The organism is Streptomyces sp. NPDC029292 (genome assembly GCF_055569295.1).
Window position 1 is genome coordinate 139,029 of record NZ_JBVHXR010000023.1, and the last position, 14,407, is coordinate 153,435.

The window sequence follows — 14,407 nt, forward strand, 5'->3', positions numbered from 1 at the left end:
GCGGTGGGCGGTCAGGAAGCGGGATAGACCGCGACCACGTCGCGGGTACGGAAGACGCCGTTCCCGTCAGCCGCCACATACAGCGGGACCTCGGCCCCGGCGGCCAGCGCCTTGGCCGTCCCGCTCCGCACGCTGACGCGGGCCGCGCCGCGCTCGGGCGTGTCCGTCCCGTCCTGGGCGATCGGCAGCCGCCCGTACAGGGAGGTGGCTTCCGTGTCGTCGACGGCGTGCACGATGCCGTACGCCGCGCCGTCGTCGGCCACGGCGGTCAGATCGATGCCCTTGGTGCTGGCGGTGCTGGTGAAGCAGTGCCCGCGGCCGGTGGCAAGGTCGAACCCGGCCTGCCCGGAGACAAGGAAGTCACCGTTCGGCGAAAGGCGGGTGGAGGACTGCGCGGATCCGGGCTGAAGGGTCAGCGCGTCGGCGGAGGTGCAGCTGACCTGCGCCTTGATCTTCCCCGTCGCGAGATCGTGCACCGCCAGGGTGGTCTTCTTCGTATCGGAGAGCGCCGGCGGGTCGGTCTGCGTGTCGCTGGTGTGCCAGGCGGCCACCAGGTACTGCCCGGTTACTGCGAGCGGGATGCCGATGTGCATGCCGCGGGGGGCAACGCTGGTGCTGGTCCAGGCATCACCGACCTGGAATCCGTATGTGCACGGGGTGCTGCCCTCGGCCCACTGGTCGCAGCCGTCCTGCTGCTGGAAGGCGGAGACGACGCCCTTGGCGGTGGCGAAGGCAGGGGAGGCATGGACGGTGCAGGACCCCGAGCCGCAGCCGGAAACCGTCACCGTCTTCTTCTGCACAGTGCGCTGGGCGCCTGTGGCCGCGTCGATGGCGACGGCCTTGTCGTGCACGCCGTCGGTCACCGGGCCGACCAGGAAGCCAGAATCGGTGGCCGTGAAGGAGGAAGCGGTGTCGTCAGGCGCCGCCAGGTCGAGATGGTGGTCAGCGGTCGCCTTGCTGGCCGAGTCTGCCCCGATGACATCGATCGTGGTCGTACGGCGCGACGTGTTCAGGCCGCTTCCGCTGGTCTTGCCCTGGCGGGCCAGCAGCACCTTCTCGCTCGCATTGCCCTCCTGAACGAAGACACCGGCACGGGCACTCATGAGGGCCTTGGGGGTGAAGGTCCACACGGTCTTGCCGCTGGCGAGGGAGAAGGCACGCACGCGCGAGCCGTCGGCGGCTGCCTGAATCACCAGACCGCTCTTGGGCGCGACGGCAACCAGGGGGAAGCCGCTGGATCCCGCCTCGGCATCGGTGGCCTCGGGGCTCGCCGACGTGCTCCATCCAGTCTCCGTGGCGAATCCGTCCGGTACCGGGAGCCGGACGGGGGCGGCGGCCTTGTGCGTTGGCCCGGCTGTCGGGTCGGCCTCGCCGCCCGAGGCGTCGCTGCAGCCGGCCAGCGCGCTGAGGACGAGTGCAGCGATTCCCGCAGCGACCGCCCGTGTGCGGCGCGATCTTGGTGCCCGGAACGCGCTAGGTGCACCGGTCGGCACGAGTATGGGGCAGTCAGTCATCAAGTCCTCCGTTCTGGGACGTGCATCGCAGCCGGTCGAAGCCACACTCTCACACCTTTGCATACCCCTGGGGGGTATTTTGTGGTGGGGTTGGCGCGACAGTCGGATGACTTCTCTACAAGGGGAAGCCGCCGTTCGGTGACGTTAGAGGTGAACGGCGCGGATTACCGGCGACTTCGCTGCAACTAGTCAATCAATACGTGTACTTGCTGCATCACCAAAGGAGAACGGATCACATGGCCAGCACACCCCGGCCCGATTTCGCGCGCGTGGCACGCCTGCGGGGCGCCGAGCAGGGAGTGATCGACGAAGCGGCCCGCCAGGGGCTGATACCCGCGGACATCGCTCACGCTCTTACCGCGCCTGGCGTAGGTGACCTTCTCCTGTTCCAGGGGTTCGACGTGGTAGCAGACCTCGGCGCCCTCGCGGGCCCGGGATCGGGATTCGTAGACGTTCCCCGTCATCTCGTCGACGGCGAGATGCCCGCGCTCGTAGACGTGGCGGATGCAGCAGAGTGTGCCGCGCTGTATCGCAGACTCCTCGTACGCGCAACCGCGACAGAGCAGGCAGCGCTGATCAACCGTGACGTTCTGCTCCGCCTGTGGCCCCAACGGCTCGCCCCGCAAGCGGTCGTGCAGGTGTGGGAGCGGCGGTTCACGGAGCTGACGGCGCCATGAACGCCGAGGGAATGCTCGCGGTCGCCCGTATCGTGCTGGCCGCATGCGGCCCGAACGGCTACCACCTGTCCGGCTCGCTGGCACTCCATGCCCTCGGCGTCGCCGGCGCCCGGCCCGCACACGACATCGACGTGTTCACGGACCAGGTCCAGGACACACCGGCAGTGCGGGCGGCCGTTGCCGGGGCGCTGGCCGCCCACGGGTACCGAGTTGAAGAGGTCCGGACCTGGGCCTTCCACCCGCTCGCGCAATGCGACCAGAACAGCGACCTGCTGGTCACGCACGCCGAGTACGGCACGGTCACCATTCAAATGGCCCGCATGCCGCGCTACTTCGGCTCCCACACCGCCGCGGGCATGCCGGTCGTGGCCATGGGCGACCTCCTCTACGCCAAGCTGGATGCTCCTGAACACCGCCTGGCGGCCAAGGACTTCGTGGACCTAACTGTGCTGAGTCGGCATTTGGGGCAAGGAGACGTCGACTCCTACCTGGCCGACTATGCGAGCGGAATCGCGGGGCTCCGACAGCTCCCCGAGACGCGGGTACGCCAAGACCTGTACGTCCGGCTGGCCCAGGTGGCCGACATCCCGGACGCGGCGTTCACCGGTTACGGGCTGGACCCGCAGGCCGTGACGCTGCTGCGCTCCGACCTGCTGGCCTGGGCAGACCGGATCGAACCGGCCGAGCTCAAGGAGAGCCGCCTGGAGCCAGGTGTAGCCGCCGGTCTGGAGGGCATGGGACAGGCGGACGTGCTGGCTACCCTGGCCCGACTGGCGCGCGCGGACTCTCTGGCCTTGCTGACTCCTCGCGAGCTGAGCAGCCAACGCGGTCAGGTCATGGACCGGGCGCTGACCGCCTCCTATGGACTCCGACAACTGGCCGAGCAACTCCCCGAACACGCACCGGTTCCCCAGGCCGCAGCCGAGGCGATGCACCGTGTCCAGGAACTCATGGAAGAGGTGCAGCGCATCACGCTGGAAATCCAACGTCGCTCCCGGCTCACAGCACGCCAGCGGGCGGAAGAGGCCGCCGTACGGCGTGCCCTGGCCGAGCAGCTCGATGTCGCCGAGACCCCCGACCCTCACCACGCGGCGGCCCAGCTGATGCTGCAGGTCGGCCGACGGCGTCGGCACGCCGAGGCAGAGGAAGAACTTCAGCACCATCGGCCGATGACCGGTCCCAGCTACGGAGGCGTGCGGACATGACCGCCTCGAAGGCCGTCCCGCTGCGAGACCAGCCCGGCCGCCCTCGGTCGGACACGGACAGCTCCCAGGGTGACGGCGCAGCCCGCGGTGACCGAGCCGACCGGGTACGGCTCGCGGACAAGTCGCTTCCGCTGTTCGTGCTGCGCGAGCGCGCCACCGACTACGCCGCACTCTTCGCCCGGGCCAGGGCCGAAGTTGGCCACGGCCAATGCCTCTGCCAGACACCAGCCCTCCGGCTGGTCATCCGTTGCAGCCGGGCCGGCCGCTACCACCTGGCCGGATGGCCAGGCGAAGGCGAACTCCACGACCCCAGCTGCAGCTTCCACAAACTCGCCTCGGAGCTGACCGGCCGCGACGCCTACAGCACGGAAGCCATCCACGAGTCCGACGACGGCGTCGCGATCCGCTTCTCCGCCGCACTCGCCCGAAAGCTGAGCGCCCCGGAGCCGGCCAAAGCCTCCACCGAACTACGCGACGGCCGCGCCCGCCGTACCGTCGGCCTGCTCGGCCTTCTCCACTGGTTGTGGGAGGAAGCCCAACTCACTGCCTGGCATCCGTGCTGGCGACGACGCACCTGGTGGGTCTGCCACGCCCGGTTGAGCGAGCAGATCGCCGGATGCTCCATCAACCACGAGGAGTTGACCGGGGCCCTGTACGTCGTGCCCCCATTCCGGGAGGAGCACGCCCGCCGCAACGCTGCCGTCTTTGAGACGTTCCGCATCGCGCGCCTGAAACGACGCGGAGACACGCAGCTCCGGGGGCTCATCCTCGGCGAAATCAGAGATGCCCGACCGACCCGGTACGGCGTCCGGTACGCCCTGGCTCACCACCGCGGCGCTCTATTCGCCACCACAGCCCTCGACGAACGGCTTCGCCGCTCATACCGTCCCGCCTTCTCCGAGGCCGCAGCCGAACACGGAGCCCGCCGCATCGGCCTGTTCCTCGTCGAACTCAGCCCGAAGGGCAACGTCCGGGTGGTCGACATGGCTGCCATGCTGGTCAGCAAGCTCTACATACCCGCCGACTCCTCCCATGAAGTCGTCATGGCCAACGCCCTCGCCGAAGCTGGCCGTGCCTACGTCAAGCCGGTGCGGTACGACGGCAGCGATCTCGTATTCCCGGACTTCGTCCTCACCGACACCCACCCTCACACCTATGTAGAGGTGTACGGAATCCATGGCAGGGAGTCTTATGACCAGCGCAAGCGTGTGAAGCAGGCCCACTACCAACGCCAAGGTGCCGGGTTGATCGAGTGGGACGTAGGCGACTCGATTCCTGAGGTTCGGCGCCGCTAGTTGTGAGCGGAGTACCCGCGTCACGCGCGAGTTGGGTGGCGCTGTGGTCTGCGTGCACCCCGCGTTCCAGCCAAACCTGACCATAGCTACGCGGCATTGCGTTTACGGCCGAGTAGCTGACCCCTCCGCTGTCTTCTGGGCTACGGGGCCGTCGTCGCCGTCCGAGCGGCGACCGTACTGATCGGGGAGAGCGCCCCATCCCTCGCGACCGTTGTCACGTCACTGGTGGTCGATCTAGGGAATGTGGCTTGGCGTGCTGGCCGGGTCTCGCACCGTTCGGGGGCGTGACGAGGGTGGTCGGGAGTCTTGTCCGCAGGGTGCGGTCTGCTCCGGAGTAGTCGTGTCCTCCGTCGTTTCGGTTGGGACGCCATGAGCCCGGCGGCCTTGTCACTGGCATCGGTTAGGTTTGGGCTTGGCTGCTACGGGAGTGACGGAGGGACGGACCGTGAGTGATGTGGGCGAGCGGGCCAAAAATCGCTTGATCATGCTCGATGGTCACTTCGCGCACCCCGTGAGAGTGGAGCACGTCGAGTCGATCGGGACCGGCGTGTTTCTCGTCAGGGTCCGTCATGCCAATGGGGCGCCCGATGAAACACAGGTGCTGGAATCTGAGCTTGAGGCGGCTCTTGCGAAGGTCGCGCCAAAACCTGAGCTGGTCAACGCGCAAGATCTGTTCCTGTGGGTAGAGTCGCAGCGAATTAAGCACGCATTTGCTCACGATCCGCTCTTCGCTGTTTCAATGAGTGGCGTTCGCGGTCTGCCGCATCAGATTGAAGCGGTCTATCGGCACATGCTGCCTCAGCCCAGGCTGCGTTTTGTGCTCGCGGATGACCCTGGTGCAGGTAAGACGATCATGGCTGGGCTGCTACTCAAGGAGCTGAAACTCCGAGGGGCGGTGGAGCGAATTCTGATCCTCAGTCCCGCTCCGCTCACCACGCAGTGGCAAGATGAAATGCTCGACAAGTTCGACGAGCAGTTCGAGATCGTGTCAGGTGAGCAGGTTCGTCATCAGCTCGGACAAAGCCCTTGGGAGCGCTTCCCTATGGCCATCAGCAGTATCGACTTTGCCAAGCGTGACGACGTGCGCGATGAACTTCTCCGTGCCCAGTGGGACCTGGTCATCGTTGATGAAGCCCACAAAGCATCGGCATTCACGAAGCGTGGCCGTGACGAGCGGGTCGTCAAGACGAAGCGGTACGTCCTGGTGGAGGGGGTAGCGCAACAGGCAGACCGGTTGCTGCTGCTTACGGCGACACCGCACTCAGGTGACGAGGACAGGTTTACACGCTTCTTGGGACTGCTGGATCCCGATCAGTTCTCAACACCTGACCTCGTGAAGAAGCAGATTTCGAATGACGGGAATCCGTACTTCTTGCGGCGCCAGAAGGAAGATCTGGTAGACGAGCAGAATCACGCGCTCTTCGTTGAAAGGCATGTCCGCACTCAGCCGTTCCAACTCTCGACCGCAGAATATGCGCTGTACCAGGACGTCACTGAATATGTGAACACCTACCTCGGATCGAGCGGCGGATCGAGGGGTAACGCGGTCGCTCTCGCGCGCACCGTTCTCCAGCGTCGTCTCGCGTCGAGCCTGGGTGCCATCAGGTCCTCGCTGGCCAAGCGAGCCGACCGCTTGAGTGATCTGGTCGATCAGCTGACCGCAATGGACCCCGCTGATCGAAACCGGCGCTTGGCCGCGCTGGGGCGTATGCCGGCGGACTCAGACTTCGAAGACGATGGGGAAGCTGAGTCGGACGACATCGACGAGATCGTCGATGACGCCCTGGCCACGGAGGTAAGCAGCGCGGAACAGATCTCCCAGCTGCGTACTGAAGTAAGCGAACTCCGCAAGCTGGTCTCCCACGCGGACAGGGTCCGAGCCCAGGGGGATGAGCGGAAGCTGGTGGCTCTGCGAGAGTGCCTAGCGAGGGCAGAGTTCGAGGAGTTGCGGGACGGCCGCGGGAAGCTCCTCATCTTCACGGAGCACCGCGACACCCTGAGCTACCTGGAAGACAACCTCCGTCGGCAGGGCTACTCCGTCTGCACCATCCATGGCGGTCACTCTCCAGCGGAGCGGAAGCGGATCCAGCACGACTTCCGGCAGAACAAGCAGATTTGCATCGCCACCGAAGCGGCCGGCGAGGGAATCAACCTCCAGTTCTGCCACCTGATGATCAACTATGACCTTCCCTGGAACCCGGTACGCCTGGAACAGCGCATGGGCCGAGTGCACCGCATCGGTCAGAGCGCAGACTGCTGGATCTTCAACTTCTGTGCCACCAATACCGTTGAGGGCCAGCTGCTGGCAGGTCTCCACGCCCGCCTCGAAGCGATGCGCGCCGACCTGGATGGGCGCGTCTACGACGTGATCGGCGAGCTGCTCACGATCAACGGAATCGACTTCGAACGGCTCGTCAAGGAGACACTCGCGAACCCCACCCGGGCCAACAGGGATGCTGCAGTCGCCGCGATCAATCGGCTCAACTCGGAGAAATTGGCCGAGTATGAGAAGGACACAGGGATCGCCCTGGCGAAGAAGTATGTGGACATCGACTGGGTCCGTGGCCAGAACTTCCTCTCCGACGAGCGTCGGCTCATGCCGGAATACGCGGAGGCGTTCTTCCTGCGTGCCGCCAGTCGCCAGCGCCTTCGTGTTGAGCGCCGAGCGGATCAGCTGCTCCGCATCGAGCATGTCCCCGTCGCTCTGCGCAGCGAAGACCTTGCGGCGGTGAAGCACCGGGGCCGTCCGGATTCCGAATACCGCAAGCTCACCTTCCGGAAGGAGGAACGAAGTCGCGTCGAGCACGAGGACTCGGTGCTGTGCTCGCCCGGCCACCCGCTGTTCGCGGCGCTTGCTGAGTCGCTGGAACGCGATCTCGCTGCTGACAACGTCCCCCAGGGAGCTGCAGCGTTCGTAGACCCGGGCGCTCTGGCCCCGTACTTCGTCCACCTCTTTGCGTATGAGGTGGTAGGTGAGGATGTCCACGGCGCCTCGGAGCTCGCGTTCGCAGAGGTTGTGGCGGTGATAGAGGACCAGGACGGCCTCCACCGGGGACCGGCAGACGTCCTTCACACGCTTACGCCCGCGACTCCCGTGGAGGCGCGGAAGGCGGCCGCTCTTTCGCCGGACCAGATCAAGACCGCGACTGACTGGCTGCGAGTGGAGGTCCAGCTTGCGCGGAGTACGGCGGAGCGAAACAGCCGGCTCGATCAAGCCAAACTCCGCGCCTCCTATCTTGAGGAGGCGATGGACGCGCAGAAGCGACGGCTGGAGGGCCGATGGGACACCTACGATGCCAAAGTTGCTGCAGGTGATGACTCGTACCGCCTTCAGCGGGACAATGCTGCACGGCAGCTCAAGGAGCTGAAGCATCGACGGGCCTCCAAACTGGAGTCCCTGAACCGACTCGGTGTCGTGCGGTCAGGCAAGGTGACGCACCTCGGCTCTGCCTCTGTGGTGCCGCCGCACAGGCCAGAGCACCCAGACGTCGACGTCATGCGTCCCAACAGCAAGGAAGTTGAGGAGGCCGCGGTCGAGGTCGCGATGGCTTTCGAGGCGGAGCAGGGCTGGGAGCCCGAATACCTCGGACACCTGATGGACGGCAGCGGTTTTGACATTCGCTCGACACGGACGCTTCCCGACGGCAGCTCACAGGTGCGCCGCATCGAGGTGAAGGGCCGCAGCGCCGCCTCGGGCGACGTGGGCCTGTACCGGACCGAGTGGTACGCCGCCCAGCGATGGGCGGCAGGCTTCTGGCTCTACGTCGTCTACAGCGCGACGACGAACCCTGTACTGATGAGGGTGCAGGACCCGTACCACACGCTGCCTAATGTGTCCGAAATCCGGCAGGTTACCGGCTATCGCGTACCAGGCGCTAGCATCCGAGCTCACGCGGTTATAGACACAAGAGCTGCGGAGCGAGAGGAATAGAGTGCGCGACAGCAGTGACAAGCGGCTCATCGAAGACGTCATCCCGATCGACGTCATCAGCCGCACGAGCGCCAGCGAGAAGGTGGGCGGTCGTGTCGGCCACCCCGCATCGCTGCACCTCTGGTGGGCTCGTCGACCTCTCGCAGCCTCCCGCGCTGCCGTGTACTCCGCCCTTGCGCCGGCGGAAGGGCGGACTCGCACGCTCGATGAAGAGTCGATCTTCTTCGACGCGCTGTGCACGTGGGGTGCCGAAGACCACGCCATTCGCACAGCGCGTAGCGAGGTACTAGCCGCCAGCAAGGATGGCCCGCCGAAGGTCGTCGACCTCTTCTCCGGCGGAGGCGCTATCCCCTTGGAGGCACTGCGCCTGGGGTGCGAGGTTACGGCCAATGAGCTGAACCCAGTGGCTCACCTTATCGAACGCATGCTCCTGGAGTTTCCGCAGAGCTATCCCGGTCTCGCTGACGACGTGCGTAAGTGGGGTCAGATCTGGGTCGACGCGGCCTGGCGCGACCTGTCGGAGTTCTACCCGACCGTCGACGGTGGCACTGGACAGCAGCACTTCCTCGCCGACGATGAAACCGAGCAGCGTCTCCCCCTGGCCTACCTGTGGACACGCACCGTGCGCTGCCCGAACCCAGCGGCGCCGGAGCACGACGCCCATCTTGTGCGGCAGACCTGGCTTGGCCGGAAGAAGAATCGAGTCGTTGCCCTCAAGCCCGTGGTCGACCGCGATGCATTGTCGCTGCGCTACGAAGTGGTTACGGGAACGACTGAAGATGATCTTGGGTTTGACCCTGCTGAAGGCTCGCGAGGTGGCCAAGTTACCTGCCGCATTTGCGGCGCACCAGTGACGAGCAAGCACGTCAAGGACGAGGCCCGTGCCGGCCGCATGGGTACGGCACCGCTGGCAGCCCTCGCGGCGAAGCCGGGTCGGCGGGGACGCGACTACCTGGCTGTTGGCGAATATGAACTCCCGGACGATGCGGAGTGCCTGAAGCGCCTTGAGGAACTGGACGTTGAGCCGCTCAACGAGCCGCTTCCCGGCACCATGCGCATCACAGGCGGTACATGCATGGTTTACGGGTTCTCTCAGTACCGTGATCTGTTCACTCCCCGGCAGCTTCTTGCGCTGAGCACATTGGCCGCAGGTATCCGCACCGTCCACGACAAGGCCTGTGACGAGGGCATGGAGCCGGGTCGCGCAGCCGCATTGTCGACGGCATTGGCCATGGCACTGAACCGGGTCGCGGACCGACTGTCGAACCTGTGCCGCCTTGACACGAAGAATGAGGGTGGAACGAATACGTTCGCCCGCCAGGCGCTGCCGATGGTATGGGACTTCTACGAGGCCAATCCGTTCGCGGGGGCCTCTGGGGACGTGCGTAAGTACCTCAAAGAAACCGCCGATCTCATCGAACGGCTGTCTGCTCTTCCGAACGCTGCAAAATGTGTGCGTGGGTCCGCAGCCTCTCTTCCGCTGGCCAGCGACTCCCAGGACGCGGTCATCACGGACCCGCCGTACTACGACAACATCTCGTACGCGGACCTGTCTGACTTCTTCTATGTCTGGCTGAAGCGGTCGGTCGGTTTCCTGTACCCCACGGATCTCGGTGGGGAGCTGACGCCAAAGAGGAATGAGGCAGTGGTCGCCGCCTATCGCCACTCTGGCAGCAAGGATGACGCGCGTCGGCACTACGAAGACCTCATGGAGAAGGCGTTTAAGGAAGCTCATCGGGTACTCAAGCCTGGCGCACCGCTCGTATGTGTGTACGCGCACAAGACCACCTCGGGGTGGTCCAGCCTGGTCGAGTCGCTCAGGAATGCAGGCTTCACGATCACTGAGGCGTGGCCCTTGGACACCGAGATGCCGGAGAGGGCCGTCGGTCGCGGAACGGCCAGTCTTGCCTCGTCGATCTTCCTTGTCGCGCGTAAGCGCAGGCCCGACGCAAGTGTAGGCAGTGAAGCCGAGGTTATGGCCGAGCTCGGGCAGATCATCCTGGAGCGCCGTGCACGGCTGGAGGAGCTTGGCATCACGGGCTCGGACCTGGTCATTGCCATCGTTGGGGCTGGCCTTCGGGCCCTGACACGGTACGAACGCGTCGAGCAGGACAACGGCGAGGTGCTGCCCGCTGAGACCTTCTTGGAGATGGTCCAGAGCCGTGTGCTGGACGCGCTCTTCGAGGGGCTCGCCGGCACGGACCCCGTTACCCGCTACTACGTGGCGGCCCAGTACTCCTATGGGTACGCGGCAGTCCCCTTCGATGAGGCCAACAACCTCGCCCGGATGACCGGCGCCAACCTCGACGGATCCGGCGGTCTCACTACAGGTCCCAATCCGCTCGTGGATAAGGTCAAATCCACCGTCGTCCTCAGAGACTTCGAAGACCGTGGCGACGACGGTCGCCTGGGACAGCCAGACACCGAAGCCAGCGGGACGATGCCGCTCTACGAGATGGAGTCATCCGTCGCGCCGCCCCTCATCGATGTCGCGCATGCTGTCCTTTGGCGTGCAGAACACCGTCCGGGAGAGGTTCGCCCCTATCTGATGTCCGTGAACGTCGATGCTGTCGCGCTCCGCCAAGTCATCCAGACCCTGGCAGGTCGGGCCCTGCGTTCCAGCTCAAACGAGACGAAGAGCCGAGAGGCCAGCGCGGCAGAGCGGCTGCTGGTGTCGTGGAGGACGATCGTTGGTGAACGGGGGCTGCTCTGAGGTGCTGGCCATCCACAACGTTGAAGTACAGGGGGTTGGAACGCTGTGAGTTCGAGCTATCGGCTGTCGCCTTGGACGCAGGTTGCACGTCCGCATGATGACGTTGCGGCAGGCGTCCTCGACATGGGGACCTACGCGGCCAACCTGGCCGGGGTCTTCAGAGGCCGGGCGGGTATCGCACCCGTCTACACGGACGCCGGTAGGTTCTATCAGGCGACGTATCTCACCAAGAAAATGGGGGAGTTGCTCACGGACGTCATGGACGTCCTCGCGGGTGGAACCGGCTCCCACGTCCTGCAGCTCCGCACCCCCTTCGGCGGCGGTAAGACCCACAGCCTTGTCGCCCTCCTTCACCTGGTTCGCGACCGCGCCGCCTCCGTTGCTGCTTGCCCGGAATTGAAGGACATCGCTGATCCAGGCGACGTGCAGATTGCCGTGCTGTCTGGAGAGGAGCTCGACCCTCTCTCGCCGATGAGCGCGACAGGAGTCGAGACGCACACTCTTTGGGGAGAACTCGCAGCGCAACTCGGACGTTACGAGCTGGTTGAGCAACACGACCTGACGGGGTCCGCCCCGGGCGGAGATGTCCTCCGGCAGGTCATTGGTGAGGGTCCGACCCTCATCCTCCTCGACGAAGTCTTGATCTATGTCGAGAAGGCCATGGCGCTTCAGCGGGCAGAGTCCACCGCGGGCCGTCAGGCCATGCTGTTCGTTCAGGCGCTCACGGAGGCCATCAGCGCGCAGCCGCGTGCCGCGATGGTCTACAGCCTTCAGGCCAGTGTCGGCGAGGCAGTCGGCGCTGAGGGGTTGTTGGGCGATCTGGACAAGCTCGTTGCCCGAGTTGATGCCAAGCGTGAGCCGGTGTCAGGCGACGAGGTGCTTCGCGTTGTTCAGCGGCGGCTCTTTGCGGAGTTCGGCGACGAGGAGATCCACCGGGAGGTCGCACGGTCGTATTCCGACGTCCTTCGGAGGCAACTGCTGGCTACGGCGGAGACCGGCGACGCGCGCCGGGAAGCCGAGGCTGCGGCGGACTCCCTGGAGAAGCGGGTGCTGGCTGCGTATCCCTTGCACCCAGACCTGCTTGATCTCATGTACCACCGCTGGGGGTCTCTGCCTTCGTACCAGCGAACCCGTGGCGCATTGCAGTTCTTGGCGGCAGTCGTCCACGCCCTGTGGCAGTCGGGAGCGAAAAGCCCGCTCATCGGGCCGGGTGACGTCGACTTCACTGATGAGGCGTCCCGCGGTGCGTTCTTCTCCCAGGTCGGAGAGAGGGAGCGGTACACGTCGGTGCTGTCGAGCGACGTCACCTCGGAGGGTGCGGGGTGCACAACGGTGGACCGGACGCTCGGGGCTGACAGCCCGACGATCGCGCAGCTTCGGGTGGGGACGCGCGTTGCCACCGCCATCATGCTCTACAGCTTCGGGGCACGTGAGGGCGAAGATCGCGGCGTGCTCGAATCGGACCTTGTTCGAAGTGTCCTTGTTCCCGGCCTGACCCGGAACATCGTCATCTCCGCATTGCACGATCTCCGTGAGGAGGAGCTCTACCTCCATTACACGGGACGCCGCTACCGGTTCGAGCCGACTCCCAACCTGACGAAACTTGTACGGGACGAAGCCAGCAAGCTCAACTCCAATGAGGTACTCACCGAGGTTCGGGCGGAACTCGACAAGCAGCTGCAAGGCAACAAGGGCGTAGCTCTGTGGCCAGAGACGCCCGGCGGCATCCCTGACGAGCGTCCCCTGTTCACGGTTGCCTACTTGCATCCAGACTGGTCTGAAGACCGTGATTCGCCGGAGAAGTTCATTGAACTGGCCGGCAAGGGAAGTCCACGGCGATACCGCAACGGACTGGCCCTGGTTCTCCCGGACAAGGCCCAGTTCGACCTCGCCCGACATGCCATAAGGCTGCGATTGGCCGCCAAATCACTCCTGGACCAGCACAAGAAGTACAACTTCAGCGCCGAGCAGATCGAGGAACTTCAGGATAAGGCGGCCAACGCTCGACGCGACGGCTCTGCGGCCATCGGCGCCGCTTACAGTACCGTGGCCATCCCCACGCGATCGAGGTCAGGCGACGCGCCCTATGTGCTTGAGCCTTCAGATCTCCGCACGATGCTGGCAGCAGGCCGTGCCCTCCACGAACGCGTAGTGGAAGCCCTCAGCCAGCGCGTGTTCAGTTCTGTCACCACCGCTAAGCTCGTCGCCTTGGCGGGCCTGGGGCCGGACCGGAAGGCGGTCATCTGCGCTGACCTGGTGGACTGGTTCTACAGCTACTACGAGTTCACCAAGCTCTGGGACAAGAAGGTCATCGCCTCGGCCATCGCGAATGCAGTCAAGACCTCCGAACTCGGCTACGCGGTCGGGCTTGTGCGAGAAGGGGAAGAGATCGCTCCCCGCGACGCTCGGCAAATCCGCTTCGGGGAACGCCTCACAGCCGATGAGATCGACCTCTCAGACGATGCAGCGATCTTCTGGCATGACTACGCCCGTGAGTGTCTGCAGGCGACCGTTGAGCCCGCCCCCAATGCCCCCGGCTCCGATGAGCCCGCAGCGCCCCAGCCCACGCCGCCGTCGCCGACTCCAAGTCCGCAAGGGGGCACGTCAAGCGGCGACGCTCCCTCTGCCCCGACTCCCAGTGACAGCGTTCGGGTGGCCGACATTGAAGCGGTCCTCGATAAGTCTGGTCTGTTCAACCTGCGGCGCGCGCTTTCCTGGCTTTCGGATCAGCCGGGCCGAGTTCACATCGAGATCAACATTCACGCGGAGGGGGAGTACGACCGGGTCTCCTTCCGGAACGGCTTGGTAGAGCCCCTAGAGGAAGCAACAGAGAATCTCGACGTCAACACGCAGTAGTGCACGCACGGTTGCCCCAGATGGGCCAGCGATACGCGGCTGGCCAGAAGGTTGAGCGCCGAGTCGACGGGTCGCCTAGCTCTGGGTATGTGACCGCGGCTCGGTCGCCAGTCAAGGCAGCCGATGCGCCCTGGTTCGAGTCGTAGGCCGCCTGCAGCGCGGCCCAGACCAGGCGCTCGAAGTTCGCGGGCGCACGGTGGGCCACTGCGGCGGCGG

General features: G+C 65.3%; 7 protein-coding genes. 6 read left to right on the forward strand and 1 reads right to left on the reverse strand.

Annotated features, from left to right (window positions below):
- Positions 1-11: 11 nt before the first annotated feature.
- Positions 12-1,514, reverse strand: coding sequence for a hypothetical protein (locus ACZ4WS_RS38735; protein WP_467987740.1), 1,503 nt, complete (start codon positions 1,512-1,514; stop codon positions 12-14).
- Positions 1,515-1,750: 236 nt separating this feature from the next.
- Here ACZ4WS_RS38735 and ACZ4WS_RS38740 point away from each other — a divergent pair, with 236 nt between their 5' ends.
- The 6 genes from ACZ4WS_RS38740 to ACZ4WS_RS38765 all read left to right on the forward strand — a co-directional run bounded on the left by ACZ4WS_RS38740 (position 1,751) and on the right by ACZ4WS_RS38765 (position 14,191).
- Positions 1,751-2,191, forward strand: a complete 441-nt coding sequence (locus tag ACZ4WS_RS38740; RefSeq protein WP_467987741.1) for a hypothetical protein — start codon at positions 1,751-1,753, stop codon at positions 2,189-2,191.
- A complete protein-coding gene (locus tag ACZ4WS_RS38745; protein ID WP_467987742.1) occupies positions 2,188-3,396 on the forward strand; it encodes a hypothetical protein in 1,209 nt (402 codons plus the stop codon). Before ACZ4WS_RS38740 ends, ACZ4WS_RS38745 begins: the two co-directional genes overlap by 4 nt.
- A complete protein-coding gene (locus tag ACZ4WS_RS38750) occupies positions 3,393-4,691 on the forward strand; it encodes a DUF1173 family protein (RefSeq protein ID WP_467987743.1) in 1,299 nt (432 codons plus the stop codon). The genes ACZ4WS_RS38745 and ACZ4WS_RS38750 overlap by 4 nt, the downstream gene beginning before the upstream one ends.
- Positions 4,692-5,136: 445 nt before the next feature.
- Positions 5,137-8,622, forward strand: coding sequence for a helicase-related protein (locus ACZ4WS_RS38755; RefSeq protein WP_467987745.1), 3,486 nt, complete (start codon positions 5,137-5,139; stop codon positions 8,620-8,622).
- A 1-nt stretch (position 8,623) separates the two neighbouring features.
- Positions 8,624-11,335 (forward strand): DUF1156 domain-containing protein, encoded by a 2,712-nt coding sequence (locus ACZ4WS_RS38760; RefSeq protein ID WP_467987747.1) that lies wholly within the window; start codon positions 8,624-8,626, stop codon positions 11,333-11,335.
- Between the two features lie 123 nt (positions 11,336-11,458).
- Positions 11,459-14,191 (forward strand): ATP-binding protein, encoded by a 2,733-nt coding sequence (locus ACZ4WS_RS38765; RefSeq protein WP_467987749.1) that lies wholly within the window; start codon positions 11,459-11,461, stop codon positions 14,189-14,191.
- The last annotated feature ends 216 nt before the right edge of the window (positions 14,192-14,407 follow it).